Raw genomic sequence first — 19,107 nt, 5'->3', positions numbered from 1 at the left:
GGTCTAAGGAGGAAAGTATATTCCATGGAATCCGCATATTCACAGCTTGCCTGGGTTATACCGCTCATGCCGCTGATCGCTTTTCTGATTCTGATCGCGGCAGGCCGACAACTGAAGGAGTCCGGAGCGTATATCAGCATATTGGCTACACTGGTTTCCTTCGTGTTAGCCGTCCTTGTTTTTGTAGAGCGTCTGGGCGGGAAGGTACAGGACTACACCTGGGAAGAATGGCAATGGTTTAAGGCAGGAGACTTCTCCCTGTATATGGGATTCGAGGTTACCAATCTGAATGCTCTCATGCTTGTGATTGTGACATTCGTCAGTCTTCTCGTGAACATTTATTCAAAAGGATATATGCACGAGGATGAAAGAATCTCTGTTTTTTTTAGTTATATTTCACTGTTTACCTTTTCCATGCTGGGTTTGGTGATCTCTCCGAACCTGATTGAGATGTACATCTTCTGGGAATTGGTCGGCGTCTGTTCATTCCTGCTGGTCGGTTTTTGGTATTTCAAGCCGGAGGCCAAAGCTGCGGCCAAAAAAGCGTTTATCGTCACCCGGATCGGGGATGTCGGTTTTTTTATCGCGATTCTGCTGCTGTTCTGGAATATGCCCGGCCATTTGCTCGATTTCAATGCGCTACATAATGCGTTCAGTCAGCATCAAATTGCCGGAGGAACGGCAACCTTGATCGCCATTCTGATATTTTTGGGGGCCGTTGGCAAATCCGGTCAATTTCCGCTGCATACCTGGCTTCCGGACGCGATGGAAGGCCCTACGCCGATCAGCGCATTGATTCATGCCGCAACGATGGTTGCAGCCGGAGTATATCTTGTAGCCAGAACCTACGATGTGTTCCTTACTTCTGAGACAGCTTTGACAGTCGTGGCGTTAGTCGGCGGATTTACGGCGATTTTTGCAGCGACTATCGGGGTTGCGCAGAATGATATCAAGCGGATTCTTGCCTATTCCACCGTCAGTCAGTTGGGATATATGATGCTGGCATTGGGAATCGGAACGATGGTATCGTATACAGCGGGAATTTTCCATTTGTTTACACATGCATTCTTCAAAGCCCTGTTGTTCCTCGGCGCCGGCAGTGTCATCCATGCCGTTCATACGCAGGATGTCAATGAGATGGGTGGAGTCGCAAAGAAAATGAAAATCACCGCCTGGACCTTTGCGATCGGCGCATTATCCTTGTCCGGAATCGTCCCGTTCTCCGGATTTTGGTCAAAGGACGCAATATTGTCCGAGGCTTATCATCATAACCAACTGTTGTTCTGGATCGGCTTGATCGCCGCATTCTTCACAGCGTTCTATATGTCACGCTTGTTTTTCCTGGTGTTCACGGGTAAACCGAGAACGGACTTTTCGGCTCATGAGTCCCCTCCGGTTATGACCTTTCCGTTGATCGTACTGGCTGTCATGGCGGTACTGGCCGGATTCGTATTTACTCCTGGCAATCCGTGGCTCGGCACTTGGCTGACCGGGGAACAAATGCAGGAGCAAGCCAATTGGGTGGTCATGATCCTTTCCAATTTGGCAGGGATTGCGGGGATCGCCCTGGGTTGGATGATGTACTATAAGGGAGCGGTATCCAGAGATGCCATTCCTTCCGCAGCCCCTTGGCTCCATCGGTTGGTTTACCGCAAATATTATATCGATGAGATCTATGAAACCATCCTTGTCAAACCCTTGAAGGGAATCGCATGGATTTTGCAGTTGATCGATACTTATATTGTGGATGGTATCGTCCGGCTTTCCGCACTCTCAGCCGTCCAATTGGGCAGGTCAGGCACCCGGCTGCAGAACGGACAGGTTCAAACCTACGGTTTGGTCACCGTTCTGGGTTTTGTGATTCTCGTGGTGGTACTTGTCGGAAGGAGGTTCATCCATGCTGGATAATTTGCCGATCCTATCGCTGATTGCTTTTTCCCCGCTGTTGGGCGTCATCCTTTTGCTGTTTATGCCGAAGGACAGCGGAAGGCAAATCAAGGCCATCGGTATTTTGGCTACACTGATTCCCTTGATTTTGTCGGTATTCTTATTTGCCCAGTTTGATCCGCATTCCGGGCAGCCGCAATATACCGAAGATACGGAATGGATTCACATCCCTCTCAATAAAGAAGGACCGGCTCTTCACCAACTGACGTCGTATTATTTTCAATTGAAATATAAGATGGCCGTTGACGGATTATCGCTCATGCTTGTGTTTTTGACGGCTCTAGTGGCAACGATGGCCGCACTCGCGTCGGTGCACATTAAGAAACGATGGAAAACTTTCTACATCTTGTTCCTGTTGTTGGAGACAGGAATGCTGGGCGTGTTTATGGCACGCGACCTGCTGCTGTTTTTCATGTTTTTCGAAACCACGCTGGTCCCGATGTATTTTTTGATCGGCATTTGGGGATACAGAGACCGTGAAAGGGCTGCCAACAAATTTTTAATTTATAATGGAATCGGCTCGGCCCTCATGCTGATCGCGTTTTTGATACTGGTGAGCACGGCCGGATTTACTTTGCAGCAGCCGGATGCCAATACCGCGCATGCCTTTTATACCAGTGATTTGGACCAAATTGCGCATAATCTCACGGATCCGAAGTCCTATTCAAACTTTGGGCCCGAGTTTGCCCAGGGCATTCCCAATCCGCTGAATATCAGTGATACTCTGAAATGGTCGATGTTTATCATGCTGTTGGTGGCATTCGGTATCAAACTGCCGATTTTCCCGTTCCATACCTGGATGCTGAAGGTGCATACCGAAGCGCCTCCCTCAATTGTCATGATCCATTCCGGCATTCTGCTGAAAATGGGAGCTTACGGCTTGCTTCGATTCGGGATATCGTTGTTTCCCGATCTGGCCAAGCAATGGGCGGCCATGCTGGCTGTGCTCGGGATAATCAACATTATCTACGGCGCTGTACTGGCTTACAGGCAGCAGGAATTCAAGCTTGTGCTGGCATACTCCAGCATCAGCCATATGGGGATAGTTCTGCTGGGGATTGCGGCGTTCAATCAAATCGGATACGAGGGTGCGATTTTCCAGATGATTTCTCATGGCTTGATATCCGCCCTGATGTTCCTGATGGTTGGAAGCATGTATGAACGTACAGGCACGACAGAGCTGGACAGACTGGGGGGGCTGGCCAAATCCGTGCCCTTTATGAGCGGAATCTTGCTGGTAGCCGGCATGGCTTCGCTCGGACTTCCCGGTTTATCCGGATTTATCAGCGAGCTTCTGGCGTTTATCGGTTTGTTTCAAAAGATGCCGGTCATTACGGCAGTGGGAACGTTGGGCATTATCCTGGCAGCGGTCTATGTATTGAGAGGGGTCTTGAAAATTACGTTCGGCCCCATGCCGGAAGCCTACTTGCACTTGAAGGACGCCAGGCTGATCGAAGCGGTCGCGATGGTCTCACTGACGGGGTTTATCCTGCTGATCGGAATTTATCCGGCCATCTTAAGCACTCCGATCCAGTCAACTGTCGATATGATGATACAAAACATTGCCATGAAGATAGGAGGTTAGACCAATGGATCAGCTTCGATTATCCGTGAACGAATTGGCGCACTTGGCACCAGAGTTGACCTTGGTCATCTCTGCGATTGTGTTGTCCCTGATCGATTTGATTCTGCCCAAACAGGTAAGCCGGAATTTGTTGGGATGGCTTTCGCTTGCCGGCGTGGTGCTTGCGGCAGTATTCGTAGGAATGCTGATGGGCAGGAACGAACCGATCATTCTGCTGAATGAAAGCTATCGGATTGATGATTTCGCCAATTTGTTCAAGCTGTTTTTCTTGGCGGGAACGGGCCTGATCATCTTCATGAGCATTGGCTCTGTCAAGGAACCAGACATTCCGCATGTCGGGGAACTGTACTATTTGTTTCTCCCCGCAACCTTGGGTGCCATGGTAATGGCATCTTCGGGGGACCTGATCACGCTGTTTGTAGGTCTGGAGCTGCTGAGCATCACGTCCTACATCCTGGTGGGGATGCGGAAATTTCAATTGAAATCCAATGAAGCCGCGTTTAAGTATGTCGTTCTTGGAGGCATTTCTTCGGCATTTATTCTGTATGGAATGTCCTTTTTATTCGGACTGGCCGGAACGACGAACATTTCGGCTATCAACGCGGCGCTTCTGGAAAATCTCTCGACGTTCAAAACGCTCGTTTATCTGAGCTTCTTCCTGATGCTGGCGGGTTTTGGTTTCAAAATCGCCGCGGCGCCGTTTCATACATGGGCGCCGGATGTTTATCAGGGCGCACCGACACCGATCACGGCGTATTTGGCCATCGTATCGAAGGGCGCCGGATTTGCCATTTTGTTCCGGGTGGTTTACAGCATTTTCTACGGAGTGGGCAATCCGGATGTTCCCTATTTCGTGGGCGACGTATTTCTTTCACTGTCCGTCTTGGCTGCCGTTGCGATGATTGTCGGAAATACCATGGCGCTAAAGCAGCGAAATGTCAAACGCATGCTGGCCTTGTCGGGGGTTGCCAACGCCGGTTATCTGCTGGTGCCGATCGCCGCGCAGTTCTCGATTTTTCACTATACGAATTTTACTGAAATGTTCTTCTACCTGATCGCTTATTTGTTTATGAATCTCGGGGCTATGGCCGTATTGATGGCGGTTGGAGAAGCGGCCGGCAGCGATGATCTCAAGAGCTTCGGAGGGTTGTACCACAGAGCGCCGTGGACAGCGGCTGCGATGGTCATCCTGGTGCTATCTTTAAGCGGAATACCAATTACGGGCGGTTTCTTCGGTAAATTGTATATTCTGTTGGGGACGCTGGAATTGAAAAATTACTGGCTCGCCATCATCATGATTGTGACCAGTGTCATGTCGTTCTACTACTATTTCGGGTTTATCCGGCAAATGTTCATGCGCTCGACAGATCCGGCGAAGTATATTCGGATTCCTGTTCCGTTGGGCATAACCATATGGATTTCCGTATTTGCCACGGTTTTGATGGGGTTGTTTCCGCAGTACATTATCCGTCATATCGAACAGGTTTTCAGCTTGGTTCAGGACTTTTTCATCAGATAAAGCCACGGTTGAGCCGATAAAAGGACCTTTCCTTACGGGAAAGGTCAGAGTGACGAGAAACCCTAAGAATAAAATGAAGTCTTTGTGTCGGGTTGGGGGTATCTTCTTCCGTCGCTGTTGAAACCAGGAAATAGGATGGGGAATTGTGGTAATTTCCCGGTTTCAAAGGCGAACGCCAGGTCTCTACAGAAGATACCCCCAACCCTATCATTCTTCATTCCCATTATGATGGGGTTTCTCGACAGCCTAACCTTTCCTTACGGGAAAGGTTTTTTTGAGCTTCCTGAATTTTCCATCGGCATAAAACAGCCTCTTAATGCAGTTTGCTCGTCATAGAATTCTCTCAAGGTAGAGGCTATATTATGCATAATGCCAAACATTTTACATAAAAATCAAGCAGGGATTTGTAGGGTCATATCGAAAATAGTATAAGGTGTAAAAATCATATATACGAGATTCAAACAAATTTAAGGATAGGCCGTGCCATGAATATACATTTGAAACCCGCTGTCATTTCTCTCGTTCTAGCGGCAGTTTTGCTGCTCGGAATTGCCTTCCCCATGCAGTTAACAGAAAACCCGGATCAACTGCAATCCTCCGGGTTTTTTCCCCATTCCCCGATGTCGGCGTCCGGTTCCTCGTGGATCGTCAAATGGAAAAATCGCATCAATCCTGAAATTGAACAGGCAAGTGAAGTTATCCGGACCGAAGAGGCAGGGAAAATAACGGTTATTCAGCCCAAATCAGGAGTTGCTTATAAAAAATGGGAAGCCTTGTTGGCTGGCTCGGGACAGTTCGTATATGCAGAACCGAATAAGAAAATTCGCATAGAAGAAACTCAAGACACCCCGAACAATGCGGCTGGCACGGTACCCGATTTTTTGCGGCAAATTCATCAGGACAAAGTCAAGCAGTTTGTAACGGCGAATCGCATCATAACGGTTGCCGTGGTCGACACCGGGGTCGATTTGAATCATCCAGCAATTGCGCCATATCTGATTCCTGGAATCAATCTGATCGACAGCAGCCAGCCCCCGCAGGATGATAACGGGCATGGTACGAATGTCGCAGGTGTTGTTGCACAAGTGGGTAACGTCAAAAACGGGAATAACAAATGGACGACGCGGATTATGCCGATCAAGGCCATTGAGGCGGACGGGCAAGGCGATGAAGAAAAACTGGGCCAAGGGATCAGATATGCAGTGGATCACGGAGCCAAAATCGTGGTTCTTTCCGTTGGAATGAACCGCAATTCGCCGTATATCAAAGACGTGGCTCAATATGCGGAAGATCATGGTGCCGTGCTGGTGTCGGCATCGGGAAATGAGAACCGGAGCGTGAAATATCCAGCAGCGTACCCCACTGTTATCGCAGTTGGTGGTGTCTCCACCGACAATCAAGTTGTACGGGAATCCAATTTCGGTCAGGAATTGGATGTCGTAGCTGCTTGGAAAGTGTATACAACGGCGCTCGGCGGCGGCTACAAGTATAATCAGGGGACTTCTATGGCGGCCCCGCAAGTCGCAGGTGTCACGGCTTTAATCTGGATGAAGCATCCGTATATGAAACCCTATCAAATTCGTAATATGATTCGGGAAACGGCGGAGGATGTGGAGTCCAAAGGCTGGGACATGTATACAGGATATGGGCTGATTCGTGCGGATCAGGCGGTGTCCGCAAAATACGTCAACGATTTCTATGAACCGAACGATACGAAAGGGCAGGCCAAACCGCTCCCGGAAGATACGATGATTACAGGTGAATTGAAGCCTACAACGGACGCAGACTGGTATTATCTCAATTCTCCATACAATGGAAAAGTCACGTTTCGGATGGCAGGCGTGGATACCCCTGAATCCAATGTGAACATGATGTTTTTTGGCGATGCCGATTCGAAGGGAACACTTTATGAGAATATTTTGTCCCATCCGGTAGTTGTTCCGGTAAAAAAGGGAAAAAGCTATGTTAAATTCTATCTTGGGGACCAGACTGCATCCTCATCGGTTGTCTATCAACTGACGACTGCATTTAATATCTACAAAGACCCGTTTGAAGATAATGACAGGCAATATAAGGCATATCTGCTGCCGACTAAAACGCAGACGGTTACAGGAACTTTCGATCATACCGGCGATCAGGACTGGTATATGCTGGATATTGCGGAATCGGGATCTTTGGGAATTACCGTGTCCACTGACACGGCCAGAATGGATTTGGCTCTCACTTTTGAGAAGAAAGACCAAAAACCGATCCAGATCGATTGGTACAAGGACGGCGAGGAGGAGAGCATCCCGCCGACAGATGTATTGCCCGGGAAATATTATTTGATGATTCAAAACGACATTTCCGCCGATTCAGCGTCACCGCCAGTCAGGGGCGAGTATAAGCTGTCGATTCAATTCAACAAGAAGTATGTCGATCCGAATGAACCGAACGATAAGCCATACCAAGCGGTCATGATGGGAATGGATTCCGAGTATAGCGGTGTGCTGGATCAACCGAAGGATGTCGATTGGTTTATGTTCAAAATCGGCAGGGACAGCCTGGTTAATGTGAACTTGAATCAAATTCCGTCAGACCGCGTCATGTCATTGACGCTTCTAGACGAAAATCAAAAGCAAGTAGCCATTAACCTGAACAATTTGGGCGAGACGAGATTGAGCATCAATCAAAGGCTTGCGTCGGGCACCTATTATATCCGGCTTTCGGCGGATTTTCCGTTTCAACAGCAAATGTATACCTTAAAGGTGCATTCTGCGGCTTTAATTGCGGGTTATACGGATATTTCCGGACATTGGGCCGAACCGAGCATTGTTGAAATGACGAAGCTTCAAGCGGTGAAGGGATATCCCGATTACACGTTCCGCCCCGATAATGAACTCACAAGAGCCGAGGCGGTAACCATGATTGTCAAGGCGTTCGGCATAACCGGGAAATCGGCCGCTTCGTATTCGGATCTTCCTAAAACCCATTGGGCATATTCTTATGTGGGATCGGCAGATGCGGCGGGAATCGTTCAAGGCTATCAGGACGCCACGTTTCAGCCTGACCGACCGATCAGCCGAATGGAAATGGCCGTTTTGATCGCTAAGGCCCTGCACCTGAAGAACAAAAAGGCGGATGGGATCCCTTTTCAGGACATTGCTCCTGATTATTGGGGGATCGATATTTTAGCGCAGCTGAAGGCTAAAGGATGGCTGACCGGTTATGAGGACGGTACGTTTCATCCTAAAGACAGCGGAAGCAGGGCCGAATTTGTTTCTTTGCTGGACAGAATTATCGGGAATCAGTAAATAACACATTGAAAGAGGGTCGATTATGAACATACCCGAACCCTATCTCTCCGTCACGGGTATTAACGGGCTTTACTCGATTATTATCGTTCTGGTCTGTATCGCCGTTTCCTGGTGGAGCGTGCAATCGATCAGGCTGGATCTCTTTCTGAAGAATCCGCGAAGCGGGCAGGCCAAATTGCTGCAAATCATCATTTCCTTGATTGCGGGGTATGAGGTGGCGAAATTTATCATTGATTATTTCACATGGTCATCCATGTTGAAATGGATGTTCTAGGGCTCGTGATGAAGTTGGTTCCACTTTTGGCGGCAAAGGTTCAAGCGGTGTTGATCTTTGCGGTCAATTTAGTGGAAGTTATTTCATCGCCCGCTGATGCCATGAAAATGACATAGGACGTCTAATCTGCGTTTTTCGTATATCTGTCGAACGAATTGCAAAGAATGGATAATATATAGGTTGCTTCAGCGCGCCAATTTTTTTTACCCGGTGTCATGAGGATGCCAAGAGAAGCGTCTACCCTACAAAAAGAGTGGGGCATTACGAATGATGTGTTTGTTCCTTTATCTGGCAGTTGAGCAACTTGGACCACTGATGTTAAACTTGTAAAATGGGGCAGGAAAGCATCAGGGGAAATGGATGGAATGCACTCATTTTTCTGGAGAAAACGAAAACGCGGAGGGAACGTTCATGGGCAAATTTATCGTCCGCGGGGGCAATCGGCTAATCGGCCAAGTTAAAATCAGCGGAGCAAAAAACGCAGTGCTTCCCATTATTGCCGCATCCATTCTGGCGGAGGAAGGAAAAAGCGTCATACATGATGCGCCGTTGCTGGATGATGTGATTATCATCAACAATGTTTTGACTTCGTTGGGAATTGATATTACATATGACAATGAAACGATTTACGTTCAAGCGCATACGATTAAAACGAATGAAGCGGATCATGAGCTTGTCCGGAAAATGCGGGCTTCCTTTCTTGTCATGGGGCCGTTGTTGGCCCGCGAAGGCTTCGCGCGCATTGCTCTGCCGGGAGGCTGCGCGATCGGCAATCGTCCGATCGATCAGCATTTGAAAGGGTTCGAAGCCATGGGAGCGGAAATTGAACTCGGGCAAGGCTTCATCGAAGCGAGAGCAAACGGAAGGCTCAAGGGCGCGAAGATTTATCTGGATATCCCAAGTGTTGGGGCAACTGAAAACATTATGATGGCAGCCTCGCTGGCCGAAGGCGTCACAATTATCGAGAATGCCGCCAAAGAGCCCGAGGTGGTCGATTTGGCGAATTATCTCAATGCCATGGGAGCGAAAATCCGCGGAGCCGGTACGGGTCTGATGCGGATTGAGGGAGTGGACAAATTGTGCGGAGCCGTGCATTCGGTAATCCCGGATCGGATTGAAGCGGGCACTTATATGATGGCGGCTGCCATCACAGGAGGCAATGTGAGTATCGTAGGGGCAATTGCCGATCATCTGCGCCCGATCATCTCAAAAATGCAGGAGATGGGCGTGCAGATTGAAGAGTTCGAAAACGGCTTGCAGGTAAGCGCTCGACACCCTCTTGTCTCTGTAGATGTCAAAACCTTGCCGTATCCGGGTTTTCCCACAGACATGCAAGCTCCGATGATGGCGCTGCTGATGATTTCCGAGGGAACGAGCGTGGTGACGGAGACGGTGTTTGAAAACCGGTTTATGCATGCCGACGCTTTTAGAAGCATGAACGGTCAAATCAAAATTGACGGAAGAACGGCCATTATCACCGGCAATTCCAAATTGAAGGGCGCCAAGGTTTGCGCGACCGACCTGCGGGCGGGAGCCGCGCTCATCATTGCGGCGCTTGCGGCCGAGGGCGAAACGGAGATATCGGAAATTCACCATATCGACCGGGGCTATGCGGATATCGCGACCAAATTGGGACAGCTTGGGGCAGATATCCAAAGAATCCACAAGGAAGAGGCTGCGGAGCCGAAAGCAAAAGAAAAGGATTTTGGAATTTATACCATTCAGCCTTCGTTGGCGTGACCGGAAGTTTTCGCATCTGTTCTATCATTTGACTCTAGCACATAGACTAAATTGAGGTTCACGGTCATCATGCACGCTTGGAGGAACGGATGTGAACAAAAAATACATAGTCTTGTGGGCAGCTGTGTTCATTGTCATGCAGATGGTCATACTGGTTATACTTCCGGGAATTCTGGTCAAAAAAACAGGGGTAACCGGCGCCGGGACGGTTGACAGGGCAAAAAACCCGGACAACACCGAAGGTTTGGAAATCGGCGCGAACCCGGTAATGGTGCCCGTCTATCTATCCGGTTCCAAAAAAGTAGAACGGTTTCCGTTGGAATACTATGTAAGAGGCGTCCTGGCCGCCGAAATGCCGATCGAATTTCAGCCCGAGGCGCTTAAGGCGCAGGCGATCGCAATCCGTACCTATATTGTCCGAAGGCTGCTTGACCACGACCACAGCAATGTTCCCGACCAATCTGCGCTGGTCACCGATCAAACCGCACACCAGGTGTATATGTCCGTGGCGGAAATGAAAGAAAAGTGGAAGGACGCGGACTTCCGCAAGAATCTTGCAAAATTGAACGACGCGGTCAATCAAACCCGCGGATTGATTATGACATACCGCAAGCAGCCCATTGAGGCCGCATTCTTTTCTACGAGCAACGGGTATACGGAAAATTCCGAGGACTATTGGTCTAAATATGTTCCCTATCTTCGCAGCGTCGCCAGTCCCTGGGATGAGAAATTGTCACCCAAGTTTACGGCAACCGTCACTTACAACCTGAAGGATTTTGCCAAAAAGCTCGGCGTATCCTTGTCATCCCGTGAAGCGCCGCCTCCGATCCGCATACTGGAGATGACGAAGGGGCACCGGATCAAAACGATCCGGATTGAAGGGAGAGTCTTTAGCGGCAGGGAGGTCCGGGAGAAACTTGATTTAAACTCTACCGAATTTACCTGGAAGATTGATAAGGATCGGATTGAGCTTACGACCTACGGTTACGGGCATGGAGTTGGAATGAGCCAGTGGGGAGCGGATGGAATGGCGGAGACAGGCAAAACCGCGCCGGAAATTCTCACCTATTACTATCGAGGAATTCAAATAGAAAATATGATGAATATCGGTCAATCTTTTTCGTAAAATGTAATCGCACTTCTATGTCTCTTCAAAGTTTCTTCCAAAATAGGTATCGCCTTTCTCATAAAATTGTTGTCGCCCCATGGTATAAAAGCTTTGGTTCTGGCAACAATGGGTACTGAGGTGATATAAAATATGAAAGATATCAATGAAAATCAGTTGAGAGAAGAAGCTTCTAAATCTAAGAAAGAAGCGGTTCAAGTGCATTCGCCTGCATGGAAGAGGTTGCTAGGAAGAAAATGGGTGTTCCCGGCAATATACGTGGCAGCTGCGGCAATTATCTTAACCTTGATGTGGGCGTATCAGGATTCCGGCAAAACAATGTTGTCTGGCGGGAAAAATATCGGCAAGCAGAATGAAGCCGCAACAAGTGCCGCTACAGACAAGGCCGGAACCACGAGCGACGCATTAGCGGTGAACGCCAATGCAGAGAAACTGCAATGGCCGGTTCAGGACAGCAGCCAAGTGAAAGTAAGCATGCCTTTCTATGACAGCGAGGCTTCCAGCGAGCAGCGGCAGGCCGCCATGCTGGAGTACAATGATTCCTTTATGCCGAGTACAGGAATCTCGCTTTCCCGGCAGGACAATCAGAGCTTTGACGTCCTTGCCGCAATGAGCGGTAAAGTGACAAGGGTGGCGAACCTTCCGCTCATCGGCTACGAAGTGGAAATCACGCACGACAACGGATTGAAAACCGTGTATGAAAGTCTGACGGATATTTCCGTTACGGAGGGCGCATCGGTTAAGCAGGGAGATGTTATCGCGAAAGCCGGACGCAACGAATTGGAAAAAAGCTTGGGCATCCATCTCCACTTTGAGGTTTTGCAGAACGGAACGCCGGTCAATCCGGAAAAAATGCTCAGCGCCAAAGGATAAGCAGGGGCGCCGGGAACAAGCAGAAGGACTTGTCCTTCTGCTTTTTTGTTTTATTGAGGCTTGGACCGCAAAATAATTGTAGTCAAATAAGCTTGTCAGGCTTGGAAACAACGCATATATAGGCACTCCCCTCATATAATGTACCAAACTATCTCGAGTAGGGAGGCGAGGGCGTGCACGATTACATCAAGGAGCGAACGATTAAAATCGGACGCTGTATAGTGGAAACCAAACATACGGTTCGCACAATTGCCAAAGAATTCGGTGTTTCGAAGAGTACGGTGCATAAAGATTTGACGGAAAGATTACCCGAAATCAATCCGGATCTGGCCAATCAGGTCAAGACAATTCTGGAATATCACAAATCGATACGACATTTGAGGGGAGGCGAAGCCACGAAGATCAAATATAAGAAAACGAAGGAGGATGAGACAGAAACCCTGGTCTCGGTACAAACCTAACAACTTTGATAAAACAAAAGCAATATTAATTTTATATTTCCCATGGAGGAATATTGCCGAATCATATCGAATTTAGCTATAATTACATTATTATTCGACCTCAATGTTCCCGGCTCATGTTCCCGGATTTGTGGGTCGGCTTCGTTTGGGAGGTCCATGGGATGTTCGGTAAAGATATTGGAATAGATTTAGGAACGGCCAATGTTCTGATTCATGTCAAAGGTTTGGGTGTTGTTTTGGATGAACCTTCTGTCGTCGCGATTGAAAGCGATACGAAGCGTGTGCTGGCAGTGGGTGAGGAAGCTCGCCGAATGGTCGGTCGTACTCCCGGCAATATCGTCGCTATACGCCCTTTGAAAGACGGAGTCATAGCCGATTTCGAAATAACGGAAATGATGCTGAAGCATTTTATTAGCAAAGTTGGCGGCAAAAGTTGGTACAGCCGTCCGCGGATATTGATCTGCGCGCCCACGAACATCACATCGGTCGAACAAAAAGCCATTCGGGAAGCTGCGGAACGGAGCGGAGCGAAAGATGTGTTTTTGGAAGAAGAGCCGAAAGCTGCTGCCATAGGGGCTGGAATGGACATATTCCAGCCCAGTGGTAATATGGTGGTGGACATCGGCGGCGGAACCACGGATGTAGCGGTATTATCGATGGGTGACATTGTGACGTCCTCTTCAATCAAAAACGCGGGGGACAAGTTCGATCTTTCCATCATGAAATATATCAAGAACAAATACAAGCTGCTGATCGGGGAAAGAACGTCCGAGGATATCAAGATCCAGATCGGAACCGTGCTTGAGAACGGCCGCAATGAGCAGATGGATATCCGGGGAAGAGATATGGTAAGCGGACTGCCGCAAACGATTACGATTTATTCCAACGAGATCAGGGAAGCCTTATGGGAACCCGTTTCAGCGATTGTAGCATCGGCTAAATCGGTTTTGGAGCGGACGCCTCCCGAACTGTCCGCGGACATTATTGACCGCGGAGTGATCTTGACCGGCGGGGGCGCTTTGCTGCACGGTCTGGACCAGCTGATGTCAGAGGAATTAAAAGTGCCTGTCCTGATTGCGGAAGATCCGATGCATTGTGTCGTTAAAGGCACAGGCATCATGCTCGATAACTTGGACAAGGTGTCCAAGAAGAGATTCTGATCGAGGAGGCGAATGGTCTGTGCTGAGAGGTTTGTATACGGCTGCCGCGGGAATGATCGCCGAGCAGAGAAGGCATGATACCATTAACAATAATATTGCTAATCTGCTTACACCGGGCTTTAAAGGCGGAAATGTGGTCAATCGTTCGTTTCCGGAAATGTTGGTTTCCCTGATGAACGGCGGAGAGGGGACAAGCACTTCATCCATTGGCAGGATGAACACCGGCGTTCTGGCAGAGGAAAATCCTATCCAATTTACACAGGGGGATTTACAGGAGACGGGAAATCCGATGGATGTGGCGATTGAATCGGATATTCAGGTTCCTGGAATGATATTTGACGCAGCCGGAAAATATGTATCCGCAGACGGACAAGTTACCTTTCAACCCCAAGCCCTGTTCACCTTGCTCAATCCGGATGGCGGACAGAGGTATACACGCAATGGGAAGTTTACGCTGAACGAGCAAGGAGAACTGCTCGCTGCCAACGGATATAAAGTTTTGGGTACAGACGGGCGCCCGATTGTCATCAATCCGCAGATTACCCAAGTTAACGTCACTTCGGAGGGACAATTGATCGACGGTCTGACCAACCGCCCGATTGCGGATGCGAATGGGCAGCCCCTGAGTCTGCTGCTTTCGCGCATTGAAAACCCAAATCTTCTATTGGCTGAAGGAAACGGAAGCTTTCTGTTGAGCGACCCCAATACGGCAAGACCTGTAACTCCCCAGGATCAGGTGACCGTCCGTCAGGGCTATATCGAACGGTCCAATGTCGATCCGACCCAATCCATGGCGGAAATGATGGCCGCGTTAAGGGCCTATGAAGCCAATCAGAAAGTGATTCAATACTATGACCGCAGTTTGGACAAGGCGGTCAACGAAGTGGGCAGAGTATAATGCCGCTGTTCCGAAAAGGAGGTTGGAGCCATGAATCCATCGATGATCAGCACTTTGACGGCTATGAACGGACTGATCAAAAAGCTTGATGTGATTGCCAACAATATGGCAAATGCAAATACGGACGGATATAAAAGAAAAGATGTCTCTTTTGAGGATATCCTGACAACCCGAATGCGGCAGCCCGAAACGTTCCGTCAACCGGGCAGGATGACGCCGCTCGGAATGGTTCAGGGATGGGGATCCCGGGCGGGCGACGTCCAGATCGATATGGGGCAGGGGACGTTCCGCTCCACCGGGAATCAACTGGATGTGGCCATTGAAGGAGACGCTTTCTTCGAAATCGGCAGCGAGCAAACCGACAATAACGGAAACCGGGTGCTTCGTGCGGCATGGACACGCAACGGATCGTTCCATCTTTCAATGATTCCCGGGGATGCGGGAAATTCATATTTGACGACGGCCGACGGAAAACTGGTAATAGGCAAAAATAATCAACCGATCGTTATCCCGAATCAGCACCGGGTTATCATCAATCCGGACGGCCGGATTACGGCCGTCAAAGAAGGCGATCCGCTAGGTCAGCGAGTCGAGGTCGGACAACTCAAGCTGGTTCGCGTGCTGCGCCCGCAAGTGCTGCAGGAAATCGGAGATCATCTGTTTGCGCTTCCCGACAATCTCCGCAATGTGAATGGAAACGACATTCTGCAGGTAATCGATATGGCGGCCGATCCCAATCAGCGCCCCTCCATTGTTATCCGTCAGGGGTTCTTGGAAGATTCCAATGTGGATCTCACGAAAGAGATGACGGAATTAATCAATGTCCAAAGGGCGTTCCAATTAAATTCCAGAGCGCTGCAATCCGGGGAAATGATGATGAATCTCGCGAACAATTTGCGGGGATAATATCTTAAAGTGAGGACAGCAAGCATGGGAAAGACAAACGATCCGAACGATCCGAAAAAAGTGAATAAACCGAGCGGAGAGAAAGCGGCTCCCCAGAATCGCAAGACCCTTCCGAAATGGATGCAAATCGCTTCGGTCGGCGGCAAATATGCAGCGGTTCCGTTACTTTCCGTTGCAGCGTTGTTGGTGGGGCTGATTATCGGGTATTCGTACCTGGGCGGACAGAATGCCGGTGAAATATTGAGGTATTCTACTTGGAAGCACTTATATGATTTGGTTTTTGCGCCGTAATTCACTCAATGGTATAAACTCCTTCCACTTTCGGAGGAGTTTTCATTTTTTTTCTGAAAAGGTATAATGATTAGGAATCTTCCAAAGGATTTTCAAGGAGGGGACAAGCTTGAATGTGCCCAATTTGCTGACGCTGCTGCGATTTGCGTTGATTCCCGTATATATCCTCGTTTTTTTCTCCGGATACGTGAAGCTTGCGTTCTTGGTTTTACTCGTTGCGGGATTGACGGATATTCTCGACGGCTATATTGCAAGATCGCGGGGAATGGCAACGCAGATCGGGGCGATGCTTGATCCATTGGCGGATAAATCGATGATGATTGCGGCCGTTTTGTCTCTCCTCATTTCAGGAATGATTCCTTGGCAGGCTGCGGGGATGATGTTCATTCGCGAGTTGGGAATGATCTCGGGTTCCGCTTACTTCCACTTTCGCGGCAAAAAAACCGTTCCAGCCAATCTTATGGGCAAACTTACAACGGTGCTTTATTACATTGCCATTCTGTTGATCGTGTTCCAGGCCAATTATGGCATCGCTTATTTGTGGTTTGTCATTTTTTTCTCATCCGTTACCACAGTGATTTATATCTTTCAGTTCAAAGCGATGAATCCCGATGATCCGGAAAAGTTCGCAATAAAGGGGAAAGAGCATATTTAAGGGGTTAAGGCCCTTTTCATATGCTCCTTATTTCAACCTTCATTTCTGCAGATTTGAAGGGACATTTGTTAGTGTGGTTTGAATTTGTTTTTTTATGCATTTACACCGATTCTCAATATTGGAAGGAGTAATTTATTATGATGGATGTCAATGAAATTCAGAAGATCATTCCCCACCGATATCCCTTTCTGCTTGTAGACCGTATTCTTGAGGTTGAGGAAGGCAAACGTGCTGTCGGACTTAAAAATGTCACCGTCAACGAACCCTTTTTCACCGGTCATTTCCCCGGTTACCCCGTAATGCCCGGCGTGCTGATTGTGGAAGCTTTGGCGCAGGTAGGCGCCGTGGCTATGCTGCAAGTTGAAGCCAATCGCGGTAAAATCGGACTTTTCGCCGGGATCGACGAGTTTCGCTTCCGAGGACAGGTGTTTCCGGGGGATACCTTGATTCTGGAGGTTGAGATTACGCGCTTAAAAGGGCTGGTTGGTAAAGGAAAAGCAACGGCCAAAGTTGGGGAACGCATCGTTGCCGAGGGGGAATTAATGTTCGCGCTGACCGACCGCAGCTCATAATCCGTGCGATTTAAGGTTCTCAAGGCGAATCCGGTTAAGTATATAATAGAGTTGGCACAAACAAAAGCCCTATAAAGAAAGGTAAGGAGCGTTCCGTAATGAATCATGCCTTGAAAACTTATCAGACTTGGCTGAACGACAGCGCCGTTGATGAGGAGACCAAGAACGAATTGAGGGGCATTGCCGATCAGCCGAATGAGATTGAAGAGCGTTTTTACAAAGATCTCGAATTCGGCACCGGAGGCTTGAGAGGAGTTATCGGTGCGGGTACGAACCGGATGAACCGCTATTCCGTTGCCCGGACGACCCAAGGGCTGGCGGATTATCTGAAGAAGGATGGGCAGGATCCGGCTCCATCCGTTGTGATTGCCTATGATTCCAGAAACCAGTCCCCTGAATTTGCGCTTGAAGCGGCATTGGTTTGTGCCGGTAATGGAATTAAAGCTTATGTTTTTGAATCACTGCGTCCTACGCCCGAGCTTTCCTTTTTTGTCCGCCGCCTGCAGGCTTCCGCCGGCGTCGTGATTACTGCAAGCCACAATCCCCCCGAATACAACGGTTACAAAGTATACGATGGTACCGGATGCCAGCTGGTGCCGGAGCTAGCGGAGAAAGTCACTGCACGGATCCGGGAAATCTCCTCATTTGGGCAAGTCCATAAGCTGGAACAAACGGAAGCGGAACAAAAAAAGCTGTTGGTATGGCTGGGAAGCAATCGGGATCAGGAATATATCCGGGCCGTTGCCTCCGTCAGTCCCCGTTCCGAACAAATGAAAAGCCTCGCGCCGCAATTGAAAATTATCTATACGCCGCTGCACGGATCGGGCAATCGGCCGGTTCGCGATGCGCTTGATGCGCTCGGCTTCACGCAGGTTTCCGTGGTAAGCGAACAGGAGCATCCCGATCCGGGCTTCTCGACGGTAGCGTCGCCCAATCCGGAAGAAAAAGACGCTTTTGCGATGGCAATCCGCATGGCGGAGAAAGAGGGGGCCGACCTGATTATCGGAACAGATCCCGATTGTGACCGCATGGGTGCGGTCGTACGCGGCCCGGACGGAAAGTTTGAAGTGCTCACCGGAAATCAATCCGGTGCGTTGATGATTCATTATCTGCTCAGTTCGCTGAAGGAAACGGGGGCGCTTCCGGATAACGGTGCGGTGGTCAAGACGATTGTCACCAGTGAAATGGGCGCGGCAATCGCCGACCGTTACGGGGTGCAAACCCTGAATACGCTGACGGGGTTCAAGTATATCGGGGAGCTGATGACGCGGTTCGAAAGAGACGGCAGTTTCCGCTTCCTGTTCGGGTATGAGGAAAGCTACGGTTACCTGGCCGGCAATTATGCCAGAGACAAAGATGCGGTGCTGGCATCCGCGCTGATCTGCGAGGCGGCCGCCTACTACAAAGGCCAGGGAAAGTCGCTGTATGACGTTCTTCAGGAACTGTACCGGGATTACGGATATTTCAAAGAAGCTTTGATTTCGCGCACTTTCAAAGGAAAGGACGGCGTGGATAAAATTCATTCGATCATGGAGGACTGGAGAAGCCGCCCCCCTCATGACGTCGACGGTACGAGAGTAGTCCGGGCGCTCGATTATTTGGAAGGCATTGAAGGTCTACGCCGGGAAAACGTCATGAAGTTCGTGCTGGAGGACGGCTCTTGGTTCTGTCTGCGGCCTTCCGGAACGGAACCGAAAATCAAAATTTACCTGGCTGTCCGCAAAACATCAAACAAAGAAGCGGATCAGGCATTAAAGCAAATATCGGAAGCAATATTAACTCGGATCGATTAGGAGTTGGACAA

The 19,107-nt window shown here is 49.2% G+C and carries 16 protein-coding genes; all 16 read left to right on the top strand.

All coding sequences use genetic code 11. From position 1 onward, the window contains the following. Nucleotides 1-24: 24 nt before the first annotated feature. Nucleotides 25-1,908, top strand: coding sequence for an NADH-quinone oxidoreductase subunit L (nuoL, locus tag VF724_RS12710; protein WP_371754628.1), 1,884 nt, complete (start codon nucleotides 25-27; stop codon nucleotides 1,906-1,908). After that, on the top strand, nucleotides 1,898-3,532 hold the full coding sequence (locus VF724_RS12705) for a complex I subunit 4 family protein (RefSeq protein ID WP_371754627.1): 1,635 nt from the start codon (nucleotides 1,898-1,900) through the stop codon (nucleotides 3,530-3,532). Before nuoL ends, VF724_RS12705 begins: the two co-directional genes overlap by 11 nt. Nucleotides 3,533-3,536: 4 nt before the next feature. Further along, nucleotides 3,537-5,051, top strand: coding sequence for an NADH-quinone oxidoreductase subunit N (locus VF724_RS12700; protein WP_371754626.1), 1,515 nt, complete (start codon nucleotides 3,537-3,539; stop codon nucleotides 5,049-5,051). Nucleotides 5,052-5,536: 485 nt separating this feature from the next. After that, nucleotides 5,537-8,344 carry a S8 family peptidase gene (locus tag VF724_RS12695; protein WP_371754625.1) on the top strand — a complete coding sequence of 936 codons (2,808 nt, stop codon included), beginning with the start codon at nucleotides 5,537-5,539 and terminating at the stop codon, nucleotides 8,342-8,344. Between the two features lie 25 nt (nucleotides 8,345-8,369). Then, nucleotides 8,370-8,621 (top strand): DUF1146 family protein, encoded by a 252-nt coding sequence (locus VF724_RS12690; RefSeq protein WP_371754624.1) that lies wholly within the window; start codon nucleotides 8,370-8,372, stop codon nucleotides 8,619-8,621. A 411-nt stretch (nucleotides 8,622-9,032) separates the two neighbouring features. Beyond that, nucleotides 9,033-10,361 carry a UDP-N-acetylglucosamine 1-carboxyvinyltransferase gene (gene murA / locus VF724_RS12685; protein WP_371754623.1) on the top strand — a complete coding sequence of 443 codons (1,329 nt, stop codon included), beginning with the start codon at nucleotides 9,033-9,035 and terminating at the stop codon, nucleotides 10,359-10,361. A gap of 91 nt (nucleotides 10,362-10,452) precedes the next feature. Then, on the top strand, nucleotides 10,453-11,487 hold the full coding sequence (gene spoIID, locus VF724_RS12680; protein WP_371754622.1) for a stage II sporulation protein D: 1,035 nt from the start codon (nucleotides 10,453-10,455) through the stop codon (nucleotides 11,485-11,487). A 132-nt stretch (nucleotides 11,488-11,619) separates the two neighbouring features. Continuing rightward, nucleotides 11,620-12,360, top strand: a complete 741-nt coding sequence (locus tag VF724_RS12675) for a peptidoglycan DD-metalloendopeptidase family protein (protein ID WP_371754621.1) — start codon at nucleotides 11,620-11,622, stop codon at nucleotides 12,358-12,360. Between the two features lie 173 nt (nucleotides 12,361-12,533). Continuing rightward, on the top strand, nucleotides 12,534-12,821 hold the full coding sequence (gene spoIIID / locus VF724_RS12670) for a sporulation transcriptional regulator SpoIIID (RefSeq protein WP_371754620.1): 288 nt from the start codon (nucleotides 12,534-12,536) through the stop codon (nucleotides 12,819-12,821). Nucleotides 12,822-12,982: 161 nt separating this feature from the next. Beyond that, complete coding sequence (locus VF724_RS12665) at nucleotides 12,983-13,981, top strand: rod shape-determining protein (RefSeq protein ID WP_371754619.1); 999 nt, start codon at nucleotides 12,983-12,985, stop codon at nucleotides 13,979-13,981. Nucleotides 13,982-14,000: 19 nt separating this feature from the next. Then, nucleotides 14,001-14,879 (top strand): flagellar hook-basal body protein, encoded by an 879-nt coding sequence (locus VF724_RS12660; RefSeq protein ID WP_371754618.1) that lies wholly within the window; start codon nucleotides 14,001-14,003, stop codon nucleotides 14,877-14,879. A 30-nt stretch (nucleotides 14,880-14,909) separates the two neighbouring features. Next, the gene (locus VF724_RS12655; protein WP_371754617.1) at nucleotides 14,910-15,785 is read left to right on the top strand and encodes a flagellar hook-basal body protein; all 876 of its coding nucleotides are present in this window, start codon (nucleotides 14,910-14,912) and stop codon (nucleotides 15,783-15,785) included. A 24-nt stretch (nucleotides 15,786-15,809) separates the two neighbouring features. Continuing rightward, nucleotides 15,810-16,076 (top strand): DNA-directed RNA polymerase subunit beta, encoded by a 267-nt coding sequence (locus VF724_RS12650; protein WP_371754616.1) that lies wholly within the window; start codon nucleotides 15,810-15,812, stop codon nucleotides 16,074-16,076. 109 nt (nucleotides 16,077-16,185) lie between these two features. Next, nucleotides 16,186-16,731: a CDP-alcohol phosphatidyltransferase family protein gene (locus VF724_RS12645; RefSeq protein WP_371754615.1), complete on the top strand. Its 546-nt coding sequence runs from the start codon at nucleotides 16,186-16,188 to the stop codon at nucleotides 16,729-16,731. 137 nt (nucleotides 16,732-16,868) lie between these two features. Then, the gene (gene fabZ / locus VF724_RS12640) at nucleotides 16,869-17,303 is read left to right on the top strand and encodes a 3-hydroxyacyl-ACP dehydratase FabZ (RefSeq protein ID WP_371754614.1); all 435 of its coding nucleotides are present in this window, start codon (nucleotides 16,869-16,871) and stop codon (nucleotides 17,301-17,303) included. A gap of 98 nt (nucleotides 17,304-17,401) precedes the next feature. Continuing rightward, nucleotides 17,402-19,096 carry a phospho-sugar mutase gene (locus VF724_RS12635; protein WP_371754613.1) on the top strand — a complete coding sequence of 565 codons (1,695 nt, stop codon included), beginning with the start codon at nucleotides 17,402-17,404 and terminating at the stop codon, nucleotides 19,094-19,096. Nucleotides 19,097-19,107 lie beyond the last annotated feature (11 nt).

The organism is Ferviditalea candida (assembly GCF_035282765.1).
Taxonomy (GTDB): Bacteria; Bacillota; Bacilli; order Paenibacillales; family KCTC-25726; genus Ferviditalea; species Ferviditalea candida.
Note: the sequence above shows the minus strand (reverse complement) of the source record. Positions and strands in the feature narration are given on the sequence as shown.

Coding starts and splice junctions, on each gene's coding strand:
- murA (WP_371754623.1), top strand. CDS start 9,033: ATGGGCAAATTTATCGTCCGCGGGGGCAATCGGCTAATCGGCCAAGTT.
- VF724_RS12675 (WP_371754621.1), top strand. CDS start 11,620: ATGAAAGATATCAATGAAAATCAGTTGAGAGAAGAAGCTTCTAAATCT.
- VF724_RS12665 (WP_371754619.1), top strand. CDS start 12,983: ATGTTCGGTAAAGATATTGGAATAGATTTAGGAACGGCCAATGTTCTG.
- VF724_RS12695 (WP_371754625.1), top strand. CDS start 5,537: ATGAATATACATTTGAAACCCGCTGTCATTTCTCTCGTTCTAGCGGCA.
- VF724_RS12705 (WP_371754627.1), top strand. CDS start 1,898: ATGCTGGATAATTTGCCGATCCTATCGCTGATTGCTTTTTCCCCGCTG.
- VF724_RS12650 (WP_371754616.1), top strand. CDS start 15,810: ATGGGAAAGACAAACGATCCGAACGATCCGAAAAAAGTGAATAAACCG.
- VF724_RS12655 (WP_371754617.1), top strand. CDS start 14,910: ATGAATCCATCGATGATCAGCACTTTGACGGCTATGAACGGACTGATC.
- VF724_RS12635 (WP_371754613.1), top strand. CDS start 17,402: ATGAATCATGCCTTGAAAACTTATCAGACTTGGCTGAACGACAGCGCC.
- fabZ (WP_371754614.1), top strand. CDS start 16,869: ATGATGGATGTCAATGAAATTCAGAAGATCATTCCCCACCGATATCCC.
- VF724_RS12700 (WP_371754626.1), top strand. CDS start 3,537: ATGGATCAGCTTCGATTATCCGTGAACGAATTGGCGCACTTGGCACCA.
- nuoL (WP_371754628.1), top strand. CDS start 25: ATGGAATCCGCATATTCACAGCTTGCCTGGGTTATACCGCTCATGCCG.
- VF724_RS12690 (WP_371754624.1), top strand. CDS start 8,370: ATGAACATACCCGAACCCTATCTCTCCGTCACGGGTATTAACGGGCTT.